Below are 17,255 nucleotides of genomic sequence, written 5' to 3'. Positions count from 1 at the left end.
AGTCGGGTGCCTGCCCCGGGTGGGCTGGTCAGGTTGAACCGGCCGCCAACGGCCGCCACCCGGTCGCTGAGTCCCTGCAACCCGCCACCGGAGACCACGCAGGCGCCGCCTGCGCCGTCATCGTCCACCTTGCCAGCAGCCATCCGCCTGCCAGCAACACCCAGGCGGCCCGATTGGCGGGTTTGTGATCAATGATGATCGCGCACAACACGCTGACGCAGGAGCCGCCCGCCACGCCCACCGCCGACACCACGCCGTCGAGGCCATTGGGCAGGGCCAGCAACAGGGCGGCGATTCCGAGCAACGCGCCCAGCACTCCGAGGATCCAGCCGGCCACGCGTAGTACGTCGGCCCGCCGGGCCTCGGTGGTCATGACCGAATGATCGCCCCTGCCCGCCGGGTGCGGCAACCAGGCCGTCCAGGAGCCCGTACTCCGGGAAAACCCGGAGGCGATCAGTGGGCCACCACCCGTGAACGAGTCGCCCAGCCCGGGTCTTACAAGCCGGTGACGCGGGCGGGCTGGTCGAGGGTTTGGGCGACGGCGTCGAGGATGGCGGCGGGTTCGGTGCGGTTGCTGTAATTGGGGTGAACGTCGATGTACGCGATGACGCCGTCGGCGTCGACCAGGACGACGGTGGGCATGGGCAGGCAGGTGGTGGCGTCGGCGTTTCCCGCGGCCACGTCGACTCTCATGGCCAGATACGCGGTGTGGACGTCGCGGCTGGGGGCGGTGAGGATCCCGAGGTGGCGTGCCAACTGGTTGCCCGGGTCGGACAGCACCGTGAAGGTCAGGTCATTGACCTTTCGCATCGACGGCGATCGGTCGGGCCGCTGAGGGCTGATCGCGATCAGGGGGATGCCGAGAGCGGACAGGGCCGGGACGAGCTGCTGCTGGTAGGTGCGTAGCACCAGGTTGCAGTACGGGCACCAGTCGCCGCGGTAGAAGACAACGACCGCGGCCCGGCCGGCGCGCGTCTGTTCCAGCGTGGTCGCCTTGCTGTGGGAATCCAGCAGATCGCCGTCGGGCATGGCCGATCCCGGGCCGAGCACCCCGCCGGGCACGCCGGCCGCGTCCAAGTCCACCTGCTCGGCGGTGAGGGCGGCGAGCACGTCCGCCGGAATCTTGGGCGCGTGTTCGGCGATGTAGGCGGCGCGTCTGTCGGCATAGGTCTGATGGGTCGTGTTCATCTGATCCCTTTCCAAGCTGAGTGGCGGAATGCACGCCGGGCGATTCGCCGATTTCGGGCAGAGCCTCACACACGCGCGCGGAGTTCTGGGGAGCGCCATCTAGGTGAAGGCGCGACAGGGTGAGCCGTCTTGATGGGTATTCGGGTGGGTGATCGCATGCCACACCCGCTGTAGGCGTGGCTCAGTCGATGCGCTGGATGATGAAGACCGGGTGGCGGTGCGCCTGCCTGGCGAAGGCGAGGGGCCCTTCGTCAGGGGCGGCAGCGAAGGCGTCGCGTACGAAGGGCACCAGGCCGAACGTACGGCGATAGGCGTGCAGGATCTCGGGGTTGCGGTCGTCGTTGATCTCGGTGAGCCGGACCCGGTGAAAGAGGCGTCCACGGCCGAGTTCGGCACGGGGATCTGCCCGCACGCTGCGGACCCAGTCGGTCTCGCCGAAGGGCGAGACCAGCCACCGGCCACCCTGATGGCGCAGCATGGCGACCGGAACGGTACGAAGCAGCCCGCTGCGTCTGCCGCGCGTGCGCAGGAGGGTCAGTGGTCCCATCGGGATCCCCCAGGTGAGCAGCCGGTACGGAAAGCGGGTGGCCCCGGCCAGCCCGGGCGGCAGTCGGGCCCCGGTCCTCATGACGTCTTGGCGGTGGCCGGGGGGCGCTCGGCGAGGTTACGGGCGGCCTGGGCGAGCATGCGGCCGTTCACCCGTACAGCTAGGCCGCGAGGCATGACGCGGGTCATCAGCCGCATCAGCCTGCCGGGGATGTGCAGGGCCCGGCCCTTCAGGAACGCTCGCATGAACTCGGCCACGGCCCTGTCGGCCGGCTGCGGGCGGATCGGCAGGGCCGAGCGGTCCAAGCCGAAGGCGTCGATGATCGGGGTGTCGACGTTGCCGGGCAGCATCACCGTGACGTTCACGCCGGCGGGCGCCAGTTCGTGGTGCAGGGCCTCGCCCAGGTTGAGCACGTACGCCTTGGCCGCGCTCTCGTGTGCCATGTTCGGCAGCCCCTGCAGGGCGCCGTGCGCGGAGACGAGCACGATGCCGGCCTGGTGCTTGCCACGGCCACGCGCGACCAGCCGTGGTCCGAAGGCGTGGACCAGGTCCAGGTGGGTGACGGCGTTGAGGGTGAGGCGGCTGTGCAGGTCCTGCAGTTGTTGATCGAGCAATTGGCCCGGGCGGCCGCCGCCGGCGTTGGACACCAGCAGGCCCACGTCGAGCTCGCCGGTCGCCTCCGTGAGGGCCCCCGCGGCTCCTGGACGGCTGAGATCGACGGTGACGACGCGGTGCGCGATGCCGTGGCGGCGCGACAGTTCGTCGCCTAGGGCGTGGAGCTTGTCTGTGGAGCGGGCGGCCAGGACCAGATTCAGACCGGCCGCGGCGAGGTGTTCGGCGAAGGCTTTGCCGATGCCGGAGGAGGCGCCGGTGATGACGGCCCACGGTCCATATAATGAGATTTCAACCATGGTCTAGACTTTAATCTAAATCGAAGTATCAACACAAGACCGATAGGCTTGCTCGCCGTGAAAACCCCGCCACCAGATCTGGCTCTGCGCCTGCTCAAGGTCAGCGAGCACATACTGCGCACCGATCCGCCGCCCCGCCTGGAGGACGTCGCGCAACTCGTGGACGCGTCGCGGGCGACGCTGTACTACTACTTCTCCGGCCGCGAGGATCTATTGGCGTTCCTGCTCACCGCGCATGCCAAACACGGAGCGCAGGCGGTGCGGGCCGCGATGAAGGCCGGCGACCCGCCCGAGCAGCGACTGCGCGCGATGGTCGGCGCCCTGGCCGAGTACCTCGGCCACCACCCTGGAACGTGCGCGGGCCTGCTCAGTGCCCTCGGGGCCAGCGGACGCATGAGCGAGGCTCTCGCGGCAAACGACACCTGGATCGCCGGCCCGCTCCGCGACCTGCTTGCCGAAGGACGAACGAGCGGTGCCTTCACCGTCGACGACACCGCCGATGCGGCCAACGCCCTCCTCGGCGGCATCCTCCTGGCCGTTCTCGGCCGCTCGACGGCAGAAACCGACCCCACCGATCCGGCATTCCGCGATCAACTCGCCGAACAGATGATCCGCGGCGTCCTCGCCCGCTGACCCATGAGCAGGTCGGCCGCGGTGCCTGAAACGAGCCTCCCTATTGCGCCGCCACGCCGCGGGGGTGAACGTCAGGCGGCGGGCTCGGTGAGCCGGAAGGTCTGGCGGTACATCGTGGGGGACAGGCCCAGGGCGGCGGTCAGGTGCTGGCGGAGTGAGGCGCCCGTGCCGAAGCCGGCCTCCGCGGCGATCGGCAACTCGATCAGACATGTGGCGGCTCGGTCGTCGTAGAAGGCCGCGGCCAGGTCGGCTGGCTCAGCACGACGAGGAGTCCACCGCCGTCCCCTCGGCGCAGGCCGCGACGACTAGGGTCGCGCGCAGGTCAGTCAGGCTCGGCGGCGTGGTGTCCGCCGGCTCGGTGCCACCCACGGGAACCGATGTCGCCGTAGCCGAAGGCTTGCTCGTCGGCGTGTAGCAAGGGTCGATGAGGTCGTCGCAGGTCGGCGAGGGAGACGGCTCCGCCTCGCCGTCCTCGGAGACGTATGTGTACCCGAGGAGCTGCGTGCCGCACTCGGTGTGCCTCCCCGGTTGGTCGAAGCTCGCGCACGCCAGGGAAGTTCTGCAAGGCCAATGACCTGACTGGACGGCATTGTCGGCAGGCGTGGATGCGCGACGCCTGAGGCTCCGCAGGCAGAGGCTGCGATCGGGTGGCACACTGGGCGACATCACCTGTTCTGGGCGAGCGGAGGCCGGATGGCTCTGCAGGGCGAGCGGCCGCCTGCCGCGCCAGGGCTCCCGCACCCGCTCATCAACGGCAAACTGCTGGTCCCGCCAGTCCGGCCGGGCACCGTCGGCAGGGGCAGGCTGACCACACTGCTCGACGACCACTCCCAGCGCCTGGCCGTCGTGGTCGCGCCCGCGGGATGGGGGAAGACCACCCTGCTCGCCGACTGGGCCCGGCGAATCGCCCCCGCAGGCGGCACCACCGTCGCGTGGCTTACCCTGGACGACTCCGACGATGAGCCGTACCGGTTCTGGACCTACCTGATTTCAGCCCTGCGGACGGTGAGCCCGGCGCTGGGCGGCGCGGCGCTGAAGGCCTTACGGGTGACCGAGGTCGACCCGCTCGAGGTGGCCGTGCCCACCCTCCTCAACGACCTCGAAGCGATGACCGGGCGGCACGCCCTCGTGCTCGACGACTACCACGTGCTCCGGGACAGGCGGATCCACGAGGCCGTCGAGTTCTTTCTCAGCTACCTGCCGCCCTCCCTTCGCCTGATCGTCGCCTCCCGGCTGGACCCGGCGCTGCCGCTGGCCCGGCTCAGAGCCGGCGGAGAGCTGGCCGAGATCCGCGCGGCAGGGCTGCGTTTCACCGGCGATGAGGCGACCGGCCTGGTCAGCGGGGTGGCAGGCGACGCCCTCGGCATCGATGGGGTCGCCGCCCTGGTCCACCGGACCGAAGGCTGGGCGGCCGGGATCAAGCTGATGGCGCTGGCGATCCGGGCCGCACCGAGCCCTCCGGCCAGTGTGGACACGCTCGGCGGCGACGAGCGGCACGTCGTCGACTATCTCACCAGCGAGGTGCTCGACGGCCTGCGCGCCGGGCAGCGCGACTTCCTGCTCCGCACATCCGTGCTCGATCAGCTGTGCGGCCCGCTGTGTGACACCGTCCTGGAACGTGCCGACTCGCAACTGGCGCTGGCCGAGTTGGAACGGGCCGATCTGTTCCTCGTCGCGCTGGACTCCCAGCGATTCTGGTACCGCTATCACCGGCTGTTCCGCGAAGCTCTCCGGCGCGAGCTGGCCACAGTGGCTCCCGAGGCTGCGCCGCAGCTCCTGAGCCGGGCCGCCGGGTGGCACGCCAACGCCGGAGACCAGGAGCAGGCGATCCGGTACCTGATCGCGGCCGGTGACCAGCACGGTGCGGCGGAGCTGCTGGCCGCCGCCGACGACGACTTCCTTGCCCGCGGTGCGATCGGCGCCTACCTGCTGCTCGGTGACAGCCTCGACGCACAGGCCGTACGGGCCAATCCGAGGCTGGGCATCTCGCTCGCGTCGGCCGCGGGCTTGACCGGCTGCCTCCACCGCGTGGCGCCGCTGCTCGACACCGCCGAGGCCGCCATGACCGCCGGCACCGCCCCGCCAGCCGGATGGCGGTCGGGGCACGCGGCGGCGATGACGCTGCGAGCCGTGTACGCCCAGGACGGCTGGACTCCGGTAGAACTGCTCGCCATGGCCCGCCGTTCCGTCGAACTGGAGGTGGACCCGGGGATTCCCGGATGGGTGATCTCTCGGATCGCTCTCGGAAGCGTACTGTCCGGCACGGGTCACCACGATGACGCAGCGCGAGTGCTGGCCCAGGCGGTGGAACGGGCCGCGGCGGCCGGTCTGCCCGCGTTCATCCGGCTCCAGGCGACCGGCCTGCTCGCCATCGCCCTGTCGAACCGAAGCGATATCGAGCACGTACGCGTGCTGTTGCGAGGCGTGCTGCCCGAGGTCGCGGCGATCGAGGCCGAGCTCGGGGAGGCCGCTGCGCCGGCGGTGGTCTTCCTGCGGCTGGCCGAGGGCGTCGTCGCCCATCGCGACGGCCAGCTGATCCGGGCGCGGGATCTGCTGCGCCACGCCGTGGACCTGGCCCAGATCACCGGTCATCCCACCCAGGTCGTACGGGCCCTGGTCACTCTGGCGGAGCTGGAACTGGCCTGCGGGGACCGCCGGGCGGCCTCGGCCGCTCTGTCCGAGGCTGACGAAGTGACGCGGAGCGGGCCGGTGTTCCCCGCGGTGGCCGCCGCCCTCACAGAGACGCGCCTGCGTGTCGGGCGGAGCACCATGGCCATGACCAGCCGGGCCGGCCGGCCGGCGGAACCGCTCACCGAGCGGGAGCACTCCATCCTGCGTGCTCTGTGCGGTCCGCTGAGCCAGCGGGAGATCGGCGCGGAGCTCTACCTGTCGATGAACACGGTGAAGGGCTACAGCAAGAGCCTGTATCGCAAACTCGACGTCACCTCCCGCGCCGAAGCCGTCCAACGCGGGCGCGACCTCGGGCTGATCTGACGCGGCTCCGCGCTCCACCCTGGGTGGTCCACCCCCTGGGTGGTGTGCTCTCCCCCCGTTGCCCGCGATGCTTCGCGCCAGACGACGAAAGGGCGCGACATGACGACGAACTACAGGGTGGAGGTCCGCGGGGTTCTCCCGAGCGGTCTCAACGACGAACTACGCCGCCGGTTCAGTGCGGTGGTCGTCCAGTCGGACGGCGACCGCACGGTGATCCCGAGCCTGGCCGTCGACCAGGCCGCGCTGCGGGCCGTACTCGATCTGCTGTGGGACGTGGACGGCGAGCTGCTGCTCGTCAAGGCCATCCCGTCAGACGCGGAGCGGAGGAACCCATGAGATCGTGGCTCTGGCTGCTGGCCGGTACGGCCCTGCTACCGTTCACCTTTCTGCAGACCACCATTCCGCTGGCCGCGTGGGTGGCGCCGGTGCTGCTGCTGCGTTTCACCCGGACCACCCGGGCCCGATGGGCGCTGCCGGCCCTGGCCGTCGCGGTGGCCGTCGGTGCCGCCATCAGCTTCCGGGGCGCCTTTCCGGGTGACCGGATCGCGATACTCGCGGCCGGCGCCGGCGTGCTCGGCGTCGTGCCGTACGCGCTGGACGGGCTGCTCGGCCGCCGGCTGAGCGGGCTGCCCCGTACCCTAGTCTTCCCGGCGGCCGACGTCGCGGTGGGATTTCTGTTCAGCACCGGCGATATGGGCACGATGGGGCATCAGGCGGGCACCCAGGTGGGAAACCTGCCGCTGCTGCAGTCGGTGTCGGTGACCGGCCTGTGGGGGCTCGCGTTCCTGATGGCCTGGACCGCACCAGTGTGCAACGAGCTGTGGGAACGCGGCTTCGCCCTGCGAGCCGCCGGCCGGAGCGCTGTCATCTGGGTCTGCAGCCTGGCCGCCGTGCTGCTGCTGGGCGGGGCGCGGCTGGCGTTCGACCCGCCCACCGGGTCGACCGTCCGGGTGGCCGCACTGGCGCCGAACCGGGCAGCCGACGACGCGGCTGCGGCCGCCCGCATCAAGGCTGGTCCACGTAGCGCGGCGGAACGAGCGGAGCTGCGACGACGCTACTACGCCCCGGCGCTCGACGACCTGCTCGACCGCACGGTGACGGCCGCCCGATCGGGAGCCAGGATCGTCACGTGGTCCGAGGCCGCGGTCTTCGACTTCGTCGAGGACGGCGCAGCGGTGGTCGCACAAGCGCAGGCGGTCGCCCGAGCGGAACGGATCTACCTCCAGATCGGCGTGGTCTACCGGCTGCCCAGAGAGCGGAGCCCCAACGTCGAGATCCGCGCGATCATGATCGACCCCGCTGGCGCGGTCGTCTGGAACTACCTCAAGACGTCCACGCCCCTCAGCGACGGCAATGTTCCCGGCCCCGGGGTGGTGCCCACCATAGACACCCCGTACGGCCGGCTGGCGACCGCCATCTGCTTCGACGCCAACTTCATGCCGCTGATCCGGCAGGCCGGGCAGGCCGGGGCCGACATCCTGCTCCTGCCCTCCAGCGACTGGGCACAGGTCACCGACGCGCTCGCACAGCAGGCCGTGCTGCGCGGCGTGGAGAACGGGATGAGCGTCGTCCGGCCCGCTCGGCGCGGGACCTCCATGGCCGTGGACCACCAGGGCCGGATGATCGGGTACGAGGCGAGCTGGTTCACCGGCGATGCCCGCACGACCGACCACACGATGACGGTCACGGTGCCCATCCACGGACGGCCCACCCCGTACAGCCAGTGGGTGGGCGACGCCGTCGCCTGGCTGTGCCTCACCGGCCTGCTCGCGATGACGGTCGCGGCAGCCATCCGCCGGTTCCGCCGGACGGCCACCGCAGAGCCCGATAGGGCCACGGAACCCGCTCTGTCTGCCGGATGAAGCTGAAAGTGAAAGCGCTACCGGGACCGGGAGAGCACCAGCCACCATCGCTGCTGCCGGTCGGCGCGTCGAGGAAGTGGAGTTGCATCGTGGCCGCTTGCTCGGGCACGCGGGCCGGCTGCGACTGCCGTTTGAGCTGCAGCTCGCGTAGCCGCGCCGCGAGCAGCGACGGCGATATCCGGGGTAGGCCGCGGGCGATGGCGTTGAACCGGTCCTCACCCCAGAGCAGCTCGCGGATGACGAGCAGCGTCCAGCGTTCGGCGAGGATCTTGGCGGCCCGGGTGACCGGCAGTACTGGCCGTAGCGCTTCGCTCCCTGCCGGCCTACAAGCCGAGTAGGTCCAGGCTCTGCCTCACCGGCCTGCTCGCGATGACGGTCGCGGCAGCCATCCGCCGGACGGCCAGGGCCTGGCAGCTGGCGGTTTCACCGGGGTAATGACACCGCCGCCCGCTCGACGGCAGCGAACGGGCTGACGTCGAGCCACTGCGGCAGCGCCCGGCAGGCGGCGGGGTCACCGCTCAGGCGCAGTGCCGCACCGCGGAGCGCCGCCGACCAGCTCATGTCGCCCATCCAGATGCGGGTGAGGGTCGCTACCTCGGTCTCCAACCACACGTTGATGGGGAAGCCCGGGTCGGTGTCGCACACGTCGGCGCCGCCGGACCGGGAGAGCACCAGCCACCATCGCTGCTGCCCGGTCGGCGCGTCCCGGAAGTGGAGTTGCACCGTGGCCGCCCGCTCGGGCATGCAGGCCGGCTGCGACTGCCGTTTGATGTCGAGCATCAGCAGCACGGGGTCGAACTCGTCCGGGCGCAGCTCGTGCATCCAGCGCACGCCCCACGCGCCTATCTGCTCCAGCAGTGGCTGCAACTCCAGCCCGGCCTGGGTGAGCCGGTAGCGGGGCTCACCGTCGATGATGTGGCGCTGCACGAGACCGGCCCGCTGCAGCTCGCGTAGCCGCGCCGCAAGCAGCGACGGCGATATCCGGGGTAGGCCGCGGGCGATGGCGTTGAACCGGTCCTCACCCCAGAGCAGCTCGCGGATGACGAGCAGCGTCCAGCGTTCGGCGAGGATCTCGGCGGCCCGGGCGACCGGGCAGTACTGGCCGTAGCGTTTCATGGCTCCACCTCCCGGCGGGGGCCAGCCCTCGCCACTACAAAAAAAGTACTGGGCGGATGGTCGCGCGTCACGCAATCTCATCAGCGAAGGGAAAGCACATCCGAGGAGGAGTGATATGTCCGGAAAAGCGGTTATCAGCCTGACCACCGGCCTGGAGGACCCCGAGCGGGTCACCGTGGCGTTCCTGGTCGCGGTCGGCGCGGCCGAGGAAGGCCGACCGACGCTGATGTTCCTGACCAAGGAGGCGGTCCGGCTGGCGTTGCACGGCGTCGCCACCGGAGTGGCCTGCAACGGCTGCCCGCCGCTGCCCGATCTGGTTCAGCGGTACCAGAACGCGGGTGGAACGTTCCTGGTCTGCCCGATCTGCTTCAACGCCAAGGGCCTCGACGAGACCCAGCTGATCAAGTCCGCCGAGATCGGCGGCACGGTGCCCATGTGGCGTTGGATCGGCGACGGAGCGACGACGTTCAGCTACTGACCGGGCGGCACTCAGCTCACGCCGTCCCGTCGCTTCGCCACATTCGTAAGGCGGCTTGCGATAATTCCGTAAGGCACCTTACGATCTTTGGATGATCAACGCAGAACGGCCGTCGTACGACCAGCTCGTGGCGCTGCTCGGCGTCCCCTTCTCCGTCGAAGACGCCCGCGCCCGCTGGGGCTCGCTCGTGGAGGAGGCCAGGAACGGCAGAACCATCATGATCACCCGCGAGCGCTGGCAGTGGGCCGGGCTGGTGCCGTTGTCGAAGGTGGGTGGGGTGTGGAGCGGCCTGCCCCTCGTGCCGGTGTCGACGGCGCGGTCCAAGCTCGGCGATCTTATCCGCCAGGTCGCCGACCCATACGGGGAGCCCGTGCTTCTGGGCCGCCACCGCACCCCGGTCGCCGGTCTGGTCGCGGCCCATGTCCTGCTGGACAGGGCCGCTCCCTCGGACCATCCGGCAGCCGACGCACTGCTGGTCGGCGGCCACACCATCGCGCTCTCCCGCGATCCCGTGGAAGGGCTCGTCCTGGCCATCGCCCGCGATCAGGACGGCGCCGAGGTCTCGGCCGGGGCCGGGCGCAACGCCCGTGAAGCGCTGCGCGCCCTCGCCGAGCCGCCGCCATGGCGTCAGCCGGGCTGACCCGCAGCCGGCCGCCGTGCCGGCCAGCAGATTGACTCCCTCGGGCATCGGGAAACTTGACACAAACGTCCAGAAACGCGACCAAAGATCGTTAGGCGGCGACGATGGAACGCGTAACCGACCTGCCCGAGAACATCGCCGCAGGGCATCCTGCCTGGGATTCGCCCGCAACCCAGCCTGAAGATCCGGAGTGAACGACTACGACGGTTTCGCCGAGGCGTACTCGGCGGAAACCGAGAACAGCATCATGAACGAGTACTGGGCGCGGTCCTCGATCACAGCTCTCGCCGAAGACGTGGAGGAAGCTACTCGCCGATGACGCGCAGGTTGTAGGCCGCTTTGAGGTCGGGAATCCAGTCGTCGAAGAAACGGATGCCGTGCGGCTCGCCAAGGCGATTCAGCTCGTCGAGCCCGATCGACCCTTGGCTCAACCGGTCTCCGAAGTCCTTGAAGAAGAGCTCGAATCCACCCGGCGTGTACACCTCGATGATGCGTGCCGGCTTGGGTCCTGCGTTCCACATGGTGTGGGGGATCCGGCGCGGCTTCAGCACCCAGCAACCGGGTGTCGCCTTGACGACCTCGTCGCCAACCCGGGCGTGCATTTCCCCCTCGAGCACGTAGAGCCAGACATCGTTCTGGTGCACGTGTGGTGGTAGGAGAAACCCCGGCTCGAACGGCTGCTCGATGATCGAGACGGCCCCGTTCGTCTCCTCGCCGTAAAGCTTGATGACGACCCCGCTGGCGTCGTCGCCCTCGTCCCTGGCGATCAGTGTCTTGCCCTTGATGCGATCACGCATGGCACACCCCCTTGGCTATCTTGCCGCGGCGGCGTAGCCGTAACCCAGCCGCTCACGGGTGAATGTGCGGGGCGTACATCGTTATGCGGCGTGCGCTTCGAACCACACTGATCCGAGGTCATGGCCGGGCGTGAGGCGGACATCCGCGTCCAGGGCGGCTGCCAGGCGGCGCAGCAGCGCGATGGTCGGAGTGGTGCCGCCTTCCTCGATGCACTCGATCTCATCCTCGGTCATGCCTGCTCGATCGGCGACCTCGGTCACGCTCAGGCCGAGGGCCACGCGCCGGTCGTACAGGGCCTTGCCGAAGGCCAGCGCCTCGCGGATGGCGATCCGTTCGGGATCGTCATCTCGCGCGGGAGGACGCTCCCAGCGGGTGTGGTAGCCGGCCATCACACCTGCCTTTCGAAGGTCTCGGTCACCGGACCCCAATGATCACGCTCGCAGATCTTCTGCGCTCGAACCGCTCGATCGATCTGCCTTTGATCATGCTGTCTGGTCTTGCGGAAGACTGTGAGTAACACGATCGTCCTGTTCGTAGTACACCAGTACGTTACCGAGCGGCAACATCACGAAGCCGGATCCGTAGTTCCCACACGGGTCCCTCCAAGTGGTCCGACCACGGCCCGCCGAGTTCTGTGCCCCTCTCCGCCAGCAGGCCTGCAATTTCATCAACTCGCTTGAAATCCCTGTCGCTGAGGTCATCGAGCCACTCCCGGACCTCGGGCTCAAGTTCGAAGCCATACAGCTCTCGCATTGCCTATTCCTCCTGGCGCCGTGACAGACCGTAACGAGCGGGAGCGCGCCACGAGACAGGCTTCGCAGAACATCCTGATTTATCCCTGGGCGTTGGTCAGTCGCCGTCATATGCGATCATGTCGATCGGTTCGGCGTCCCTCACGTGGTGGAACTCCTCGACCTGCCCCGCGTGCAGCTGTCGGGCGTGCGGAAACACATCATGCGGAGCTGTCAACTGCCCGGCTGAGCCGGGTCTTCGGCTCAACACCTGAGCCGGCTGAGCGCCAGGCCCAGCATGGCCCGGTTCATGCGGCTTGCGGCGACACTTTTCGCGCATAACCCCATGGCTGCGCGTTCTTGCCACTTGTCATGAGTGTGATCGTGGCCCACGTCAGGTGAGCGCCCCGGTCCGACCCAACCCGACACCCGGCCTTGGACGACGGATTTCAGCCAGAAGCAGGTGCGGGACCAAACAGAATCACCGAGATCAATCATCCCGCAGACCGCAACCCTCGGGAGAAACGGCCGCGGTTTCTCGCGGGGCATCGTCAGTGGCAGGTCTTTTGATAGGCCAGTTCTGGGATGTGTTGTTGCCACTCGGCAGGGGACAGGCCGCCGTCGCGGTGACAGATCATGGCGGCGGCAGTGCCGGGATCGACGGTGATCTCACGTAAGGACCCGTCGGTGGATGAGATGAGGAGAGCGGTCCGGTTGAATGCCACGGCTGCCGGTACGGACTGGGTGTTGAAGCTGATCGGTGAGGCGATCCGCTGATATCCCCGCCAGTCCCATAGCTGGATGCCGAAGTCGCCTTCGCTGGCGACGGTGGCGAGCAGCTCGGCCTGCGGGTAAGGGACAAGAGCGTTGATCGATGCCGAGTGCGCGGCCTGTGGCGGGGCCAGGAGCCTGCGTAATCCCCTGTCCCAGAACGCCAAACGCCCGTCCCCGTCGCCGATCGCGGCCATGTTCTCGATGAAGAGAATCTCTCCCTGGGCGCGGGCGTCGGATGAGTGCTGGAGTATCTCTCCTGTGGCCGTATCGACCAGGATTCGCCCCTTGCTGGATTTGTCCACGAACAACCGGCGCCCGTCCGGCTCGAAGAGCATAACCCCTGATCCCGCACCGGAGACGGTGCGGATCCATCTTCTGGCTCTCACTTCCCACAGTTCCAGGTCGTCGAAAATCAGGCCGTCGAGCGACTCTTCGTTATCCGGGATCGCGCTGAGGGGGGCGACCGCGACGGTTCTGCCGTCGGGGGAGAAGGCCACGGACAAGACTCCGACGGCTCCCTGTCTTCGGACGCGCAATGTGCCGATGTTGCGGCCGTTCGTGACGTCCCACAAGGTCACCACGGGCGACGCGGGGTGGGTGAGCGCAAGCGTGCGCCCATCGGGGCTGAACACCGGGGAGTACGCCGTCTCCGCAGGGTCGTTTTCGGGGAGATCGTCGACGGGTAGCGGGCCGCTCACGGCTTTCCTCGCGGCGACATCCCAAATGCGTACCTCCGGCCTGCCTTTTCGGCGATTCGTCGTCACCAGGAAGCGGCCGTCAGGGCTGAACAGCCGCTTGTCGCTTCCCGGAGCGAGCACCTCAGAGCGGGTGTAGGGGGAGATGTCCAGAACGTTCACCGTGCCGAAGTGACCGATCACCCGGAGAACCCGGGCATCCGGCGAGATACGGGGCTCGGCTCCCACAACGCCGGAGAGAAGCGAGGTGCTCATCAGCAGCGAGCCGTCGTCCACCCGCCAAAGAATCGCCCACCCGCCACCCCGCATCCCGGCCAGAAACCGGCCGTCGGGGCTGAACTCCACACGTTCCGCAGGCGGAAGCAGCGGGCGTAGGACCTCCTTGCCCGAGGAGATTTCCCACAGCCGGACACCGTTGTTGGTCGAGACGGCCAGGTGCTTCCCGTCTGGACTGAACACGCCTTCCGTGGCGGTTTCCGGTAGCCAGGGGGCCCGGAGCGGCTTGCGCTTCTCGAAATCCCAGAGCTCCACTCGCCGCCCCGAGCTCGCCCTGCTGCCGGGGGACGGCGGGGCGGTCGTCGATTCACTGGCTTCCGCCGGGATGACCAGGGCCAGCCGGCCGTCCGGGCTGATGGCACTGACCGGCTCGTCGAGCACGCGCGTCCGGTCCGCGATGCTCCAGACTTCCTTCATCCCATCGCGAGCCCCGATGAGAAAGCGCCCGTCCGGGCTGAACTCCGTTGGGTCGAGTTGGGGGAATGCCACGCCGAGGTCCGTCAGGCCGTCGGCGCCGACGGTCCACAGCTGTGCGTTGCTCCCGTCGTCCACCGCCAGCATACGGCCGTCAGGACTCCACACCACTTCCGAGACCTGTTGCCACGGCCATCTGGCGTTGGCGATCTCCTTCTTCGTGGCCAGGTCAAGCACGCGCAGTGCGCCCGGCTCGACCGCCGTACGGGGTGTGTAGACGGCCAGCCTGGTGCCATCCACGCTGAGCCCATGCACCAAGTCCGTCGGGCTGTACGGGGCGGTGAAGACGTCGACCAAGGGGAGCGCCATCGAGTCGATCAGCTCGCTCTTGGCCTCGGGGACCTGGGCCATCCGCCAGGCCGCGGCGCTCAATCGGCGGGCCAGCTTCGGGTCGCTCAACCGCAGGCTGGCCGCGCGCCTGGCGGCCAGCCGGGCCGTCGCCTCCTCCAGCCGATCGTCGGCCAGGCCGGCCTGCCGGATGGCGACTCCCGCCGCGACCATGGAGGCGACCAGCAAGACCACCAGGACGGCCGAGACGGTGACCCGCCTCTGGGAGGTGCGCCGGGCCAGCGCCGCGCTTGCGTCAACGAAGTTCCGTTCCAGGGGTGTGAGGTCGTCGCGGTCACCCGGCTCGATGAACAGCTTGTCCACGACGGCCAGGCGAGTGCCCCGGTAGAGGAGCCCGGCATCCCGGCCATGCGCCTCCCACGCTTTGGCCGCGTCGGTCAACTGCCGATGTGTGCGCAGGCGATCGCGTCCTTCGTCCACCCAGCCACGCAGTCGCGGCCACGACTCGATCAAGGCCTCGTGCGCAAGGTCCACGGTGTCCTGGTGCAGGGTGAGGAGCCTGGCCCCGGCCAGCTGTTCGATGACCAGCGCGGTGTCCGCCTCCCCGTACGGGTCCAGCTCCGCCCGGGCGGCGGGACGGCGGGTGTCCTGGGCTTGCTCGCCTGGATTGATCAGCCTGAGCAGTATTCGCCGGGCGATCCTCGCCTGGGCCGGCGACAGGCCGGCATAGAGCTCCTCCGCGGTATGGCTGATCGCCCCGTGGACTCTGCCCACGCTCTCGTAGGCGTCCAAGGTCAGCATCTTCCCCGTACGGCGGCGCCAGACCTCCCGCAGCGCGTGCGACATCAACGGAAGCGCCCCGGGCTCGTCGGCGACGTCGGTGACGATCTCGGTCGTCAGCGCTCGCTCCACGGTCAGGCCCTCGGCCATGGCCGGCCGGGCGATCGCTTCTTTGAGCTCTTCCTGGTTCATCGGGCCCACCAGCAGGTTGGCCTCGCGCAGGGCTCCAGTGAGCTCGCGGTGCTCGGCGCATCGCCCGTAGAAGTCGGCGCGCACCGCTATGACCACTTTCATCCGGCTGTGCGGTTGCCGTGCGTTGAGCAGCAGGTCGATGAACTGCCCCCGCTCGCGCTGGTCCTGGCAGAGCGTGAACACCTCCTCGAACTGGTCGACCACGATCAGCGTGTCGGAGTCGCCTTCGCCCGGGAGGAGCCGGTCGGCGTGCCGCATCGGGTGCTCGCCTGGTGTGAGTATCCGGCTCTGCCCGAGGGATTCGCCCGTGGGCGTCGTCTCTCCGCGTGCGGCAGGCACGAGCCCGGCCCGCAACAGGGACGACTTGCCACTGCCCGAAGGGCCGAACACCGCCGCGAAACGGTGCCGTCGAAGCAGCTCGTGCAATTCCTCGACGAGCCGATCCCGTCCGAAGAAACGTCCGGAATCGTGCGCGTCGTAGGGGGCCAGGCCAAGGTACGGCCCGGCGGCACCGTCATCGTCCGCCCTCTCGCGGGCCACTTCATGAGCGACCTGCTGCCAGCGGCGCTCCCATTCGGAGACGTCTCCGCCGCATGTTTCCACGAAGGCGAGGGCGACGGGCAGTGAAGCCAGACGCTCACCTGCCGCCGCCTGCGACAGCGTGGTGACCGAATAACCGGCACGCTTGGCCATGGCCCGATAGGTGAGGCCCGCTTCCTGGCGCAGCTTGCGTAACTCGAAGGCAAAGCGTTGAACCGGTCCCGCTGCCGGGTCCACCGGACTTTCACGACGGCCCACCACCGCTGCGGGACTCCATTCACCAGACGACATTCAGATGTGCTCGCAGATCACACTAACTGTCCACCCCGGCTCGCCGATCGCGAGCGTTGCAGCTCTGAATGCCGGTAGGCGTGTGCGACACGGACCTGGCCGTCGACAAGAGCCCGCAGGAAGGCCGGTCGGTGTCAGGAGCGCACTGGCCGGGGAGGCGCGGAGCGGATTCATGCGCCAGGAAAAGCATTGTTTGCCTGCCCGATGAGGGGTGCCGAACAATCTTGCCGCCACGATCCTGGTGCCAACAGGCCTCGGCGGGCAAGCGCCACGGGGACCGCTTGCCACTGGGAACCGCCGGGACAGGTCTCACGTCCGTGTGACCCGTCCCGGCCTGCTTGAAGATCGGGCTCAGCGACCGCTGATGATCGCGGCCAGTCTCGTGATCCCGTCCCCTGTTGATCGACCACCTGCGAAAGGACATTCATGCGCACGAGCTCCAAGACCGCCGAATTCCGAGGCCTGATGAACGGCAGAGCACCGCGTCACGCGTGGCGTGGGGCGACCAGGCACAATGCCGTGAGGCGCGGCATCTCTGTTCTGGGGCTCGTATCCGCCGCGACCGTGGCCTTCGCCACGGTGACCGTGGCGCCCGCCGCGGCCGCCCTGTCCCAAGCGTGCACGGCCTATGGCTGCTACGAAACCTGGGGCACCGGCTCTGGCCGATGGATCGCTGACGGCGACAAGATGGTGATCTGCGATGGGTACGCCGATGGATATTCGATCGTGGTCAGGACCCACATCAATTACAGGTCTCAGCCGAACAAGTGGCACACGAGCGGTGCCGGAAAGTGCACTGAGCGTTCTTACGGAGATGTCGGTGAGGGTCTGAAAGTCGTCTTCTACACGTGCCTGGGGAAGCAGAGCACCGACTACATCGTCACGGGTTCGTGTGGCAATGTCGGCTACGGCACCACCTGATGGGTTGTTCATCGTGCCCAGGCCGGGTGGACCGCACCCGAGTTGCAGGCCAAGAGCGCGCCTGTGCCAAGGCCGGCCGCATGTGGCGCCGCACCCCCTGGTTCTGATCCCTGCCCCGGCAAGGCC

The 17,255-nt window shown here is 68.8% G+C and carries 18 protein-coding genes; 7 read left to right on the top strand and 11 right to left on the bottom strand.

Annotated features, from left to right (window positions below; all coding sequences use genetic code 11):
• Positions 1-28 precede the first annotated feature (28 nt).
• The 4 genes from ACTWPT_RS24425 to ACTWPT_RS24410 all read right to left on the bottom strand — a co-directional run bounded on the left by ACTWPT_RS24425 (position 29) and on the right by ACTWPT_RS24410 (position 2,646).
• A complete protein-coding gene (locus ACTWPT_RS24425) occupies positions 29-373 on the bottom strand; it encodes a hypothetical protein (protein ID WP_443179757.1) in 345 nt (114 codons plus the stop codon).
• A gap of 122 nt (positions 374-495) precedes the next feature.
• Positions 496-1,188, bottom strand: coding sequence for a peroxiredoxin-like family protein (locus ACTWPT_RS24420; protein ID WP_443179756.1), 693 nt, complete (start codon positions 1,186-1,188; stop codon positions 496-498).
• A gap of 181 nt (positions 1,189-1,369) precedes the next feature.
• Positions 1,370-1,816 carry a nitroreductase family deazaflavin-dependent oxidoreductase gene (locus tag ACTWPT_RS24415; protein ID WP_443179755.1) on the bottom strand — a complete coding sequence of 149 codons (447 nt, stop codon included), beginning with the start codon at positions 1,814-1,816 and terminating at the stop codon, positions 1,370-1,372.
• Positions 1,813-2,646, bottom strand: a complete 834-nt coding sequence (locus tag ACTWPT_RS24410) for an SDR family NAD(P)-dependent oxidoreductase (protein WP_443179754.1) — start codon at positions 2,644-2,646, stop codon at positions 1,813-1,815. The genes ACTWPT_RS24415 and ACTWPT_RS24410 overlap by 4 nt, the downstream gene beginning before the upstream one ends.
• 57 nt (positions 2,647-2,703) lie before the next feature.
• Between ACTWPT_RS24410 and ACTWPT_RS24405 the strand changes: the two genes are divergently transcribed.
• Positions 2,704-3,279: a TetR/AcrR family transcriptional regulator gene (locus ACTWPT_RS24405; RefSeq protein ID WP_443179753.1), complete on the top strand. Its 576-nt coding sequence runs from the start codon at positions 2,704-2,706 to the stop codon at positions 3,277-3,279.
• A 71-nt stretch (positions 3,280-3,350) separates the two neighbouring features.
• Here ACTWPT_RS24405 and ACTWPT_RS24400 read toward each other — a convergent pair whose 3' ends face one another.
• Positions 3,351-3,476 (bottom strand): hypothetical protein, encoded by a 126-nt coding sequence (locus ACTWPT_RS24400; protein ID WP_443179752.1) that lies wholly within the window; start codon positions 3,474-3,476, stop codon positions 3,351-3,353.
• 496 nt (positions 3,477-3,972) lie between these two features.
• Here ACTWPT_RS24400 and ACTWPT_RS24395 point away from each other — a divergent pair, with 496 nt between their 5' ends.
• The 3 genes from ACTWPT_RS24395 to ACTWPT_RS24385 all read left to right on the top strand — a co-directional run bounded on the left by ACTWPT_RS24395 (position 3,973) and on the right by ACTWPT_RS24385 (position 8,135).
• Positions 3,973-6,273 (top strand): LuxR C-terminal-related transcriptional regulator, encoded by a 2,301-nt coding sequence (locus tag ACTWPT_RS24395; protein ID WP_443179751.1) that lies wholly within the window; start codon positions 3,973-3,975, stop codon positions 6,271-6,273.
• A gap of 99 nt (positions 6,274-6,372) precedes the next feature.
• Positions 6,373-6,609 carry a hypothetical protein gene (locus ACTWPT_RS24390; protein ID WP_443179750.1) on the top strand — a complete coding sequence of 79 codons (237 nt, stop codon included), beginning with the start codon at positions 6,373-6,375 and terminating at the stop codon, positions 6,607-6,609.
• Positions 6,606-8,135: a nitrilase-related carbon-nitrogen hydrolase gene (locus ACTWPT_RS24385; protein WP_443179749.1), complete on the top strand. Its 1,530-nt coding sequence runs from the start codon at positions 6,606-6,608 to the stop codon at positions 8,133-8,135. Before ACTWPT_RS24390 ends, ACTWPT_RS24385 begins: the two co-directional genes overlap by 4 nt.
• On the opposite strand, the gene ACTWPT_RS24380 is transcribed toward ACTWPT_RS24385, so the two are convergent.
• Entirely contained in the window at positions 8,029-8,403 is a 375-nt protein-coding gene (locus tag ACTWPT_RS24380; RefSeq protein WP_443179941.1) for a winged helix-turn-helix transcriptional regulator, read from the bottom strand. The genes ACTWPT_RS24385 and ACTWPT_RS24380 overlap by 107 nt on opposite strands.
• 155 nt (positions 8,404-8,558) lie before the next feature.
• Positions 8,559-9,251, bottom strand: a complete 693-nt coding sequence (locus tag ACTWPT_RS24375) for a winged helix-turn-helix transcriptional regulator (RefSeq protein WP_443179748.1) — start codon at positions 9,249-9,251, stop codon at positions 8,559-8,561.
• Positions 9,252-9,366: 115 nt separating this feature from the next.
• Between ACTWPT_RS24375 and ACTWPT_RS24370 the strand changes: the two genes are divergently transcribed.
• Positions 9,367-9,729: a DsrE family protein gene (locus ACTWPT_RS24370; RefSeq protein WP_305919553.1), complete on the top strand. Its 363-nt coding sequence runs from the start codon at positions 9,367-9,369 to the stop codon at positions 9,727-9,729.
• 91 nt (positions 9,730-9,820) lie between these two features.
• Positions 9,821-10,369 (top strand): hypothetical protein, encoded by a 549-nt coding sequence (locus tag ACTWPT_RS24365; RefSeq protein ID WP_443179747.1) that lies wholly within the window; start codon positions 9,821-9,823, stop codon positions 10,367-10,369.
• Between the two features lie 305 nt (positions 10,370-10,674).
• Here the strand turns inward: ACTWPT_RS24365 and ACTWPT_RS24360 are convergent, their stop codons facing one another.
• From ACTWPT_RS24360 to ACTWPT_RS24345, 4 genes are all read right to left on the bottom strand, one after another.
• Positions 10,675-11,166, bottom strand: coding sequence for a cupin domain-containing protein (locus tag ACTWPT_RS24360; RefSeq protein WP_443179746.1), 492 nt, complete (start codon positions 11,164-11,166; stop codon positions 10,675-10,677).
• A gap of 81 nt (positions 11,167-11,247) precedes the next feature.
• A complete protein-coding gene (locus ACTWPT_RS24355; protein ID WP_443164940.1) occupies positions 11,248-11,556 on the bottom strand; it encodes a helix-turn-helix domain-containing protein in 309 nt (102 codons plus the stop codon).
• A 160-nt stretch (positions 11,557-11,716) separates the two neighbouring features.
• Positions 11,717-11,920 (bottom strand): type II toxin-antitoxin system RelE/ParE family toxin, encoded by a 204-nt coding sequence (locus tag ACTWPT_RS24350; protein ID WP_443179745.1) that lies wholly within the window; start codon positions 11,918-11,920, stop codon positions 11,717-11,719.
• A gap of 529 nt (positions 11,921-12,449) precedes the next feature.
• On the bottom strand, positions 12,450-16,208 hold the full coding sequence (locus ACTWPT_RS24345) for an nSTAND1 domain-containing NTPase (protein WP_443179744.1): 3,759 nt from the start codon (positions 16,206-16,208) through the stop codon (positions 12,450-12,452).
• A 519-nt stretch (positions 16,209-16,727) separates the two neighbouring features.
• On the opposite strand from ACTWPT_RS24345, the gene ACTWPT_RS24340 reads away from it, so the two are divergent.
• The gene (locus tag ACTWPT_RS24340; RefSeq protein WP_443179743.1) at positions 16,728-17,129 is read left to right on the top strand and encodes a hypothetical protein; all 402 of its coding nucleotides are present in this window, start codon (positions 16,728-16,730) and stop codon (positions 17,127-17,129) included.
• Positions 17,130-17,255: the final 126 nt, after the last annotated feature.

Origin of the sequence: Nonomuraea sp. 3N208 (genome assembly GCF_052245935.1) — a bacterium.
GTDB lineage: Bacteria > Actinomycetota > Actinomycetes > Streptosporangiales > Streptosporangiaceae > Nonomuraea.
This window is presented reverse-complemented; position numbering and strand designations above follow the sequence as displayed.

Excerpts from the sequence above, each read along its gene's own strand:
- ACTWPT_RS24420 (WP_443179756.1), bottom strand. The coding sequence starts at position 1,188 with ATGAACACGACCCATCAGACCTATGCCGACAGACGCGCCGCCTACATC.
- ACTWPT_RS24395 (WP_443179751.1), top strand. The coding sequence starts at position 3,973 with ATGGCTCTGCAGGGCGAGCGGCCGCCTGCCGCGCCAGGGCTCCCGCAC.
- ACTWPT_RS24355 (WP_443164940.1), bottom strand. The coding sequence starts at position 11,556 with ATGGCCGGCTACCACACCCGCTGGGAGCGTCCTCCCGCGCGAGATGAC.
- ACTWPT_RS24350 (WP_443179745.1), bottom strand. The coding sequence starts at position 11,920 with ATGCGAGAGCTGTATGGCTTCGAACTTGAGCCCGAGGTCCGGGAGTGG.
- ACTWPT_RS24365 (WP_443179747.1), top strand. The coding sequence starts at position 9,821 with ATGATCAACGCAGAACGGCCGTCGTACGACCAGCTCGTGGCGCTGCTC.
- ACTWPT_RS24425 (WP_443179757.1), bottom strand. The coding sequence starts at position 373 with ATGACCACCGAGGCCCGGCGGGCCGACGTACTACGCGTGGCCGGCTGG.
- ACTWPT_RS24360 (WP_443179746.1), bottom strand. The coding sequence starts at position 11,166 with ATGCGTGATCGCATCAAGGGCAAGACACTGATCGCCAGGGACGAGGGC.
- ACTWPT_RS24345 (WP_443179744.1), bottom strand. The coding sequence starts at position 16,208 with ATGTCGTCTGGTGAATGGAGTCCCGCAGCGGTGGTGGGCCGTCGTGAA.
- ACTWPT_RS24390 (WP_443179750.1), top strand. The coding sequence starts at position 6,373 with ATGACGACGAACTACAGGGTGGAGGTCCGCGGGGTTCTCCCGAGCGGT.
- ACTWPT_RS24415 (WP_443179755.1), bottom strand. The coding sequence starts at position 1,816 with ATGAGGACCGGGGCCCGACTGCCGCCCGGGCTGGCCGGGGCCACCCGC.
- ACTWPT_RS24410 (WP_443179754.1), bottom strand. The coding sequence starts at position 2,646 with ATGGTTGAAATCTCATTATATGGACCGTGGGCCGTCATCACCGGCGCC.
- ACTWPT_RS24375 (WP_443179748.1), bottom strand. The coding sequence starts at position 9,251 with ATGAAACGCTACGGCCAGTACTGCCCGGTCGCCCGGGCCGCCGAGATC.
- ACTWPT_RS24370 (WP_305919553.1), top strand. The coding sequence starts at position 9,367 with ATGTCCGGAAAAGCGGTTATCAGCCTGACCACCGGCCTGGAGGACCCC.
- ACTWPT_RS24385 (WP_443179749.1), top strand. The coding sequence starts at position 6,606 with ATGAGATCGTGGCTCTGGCTGCTGGCCGGTACGGCCCTGCTACCGTTC.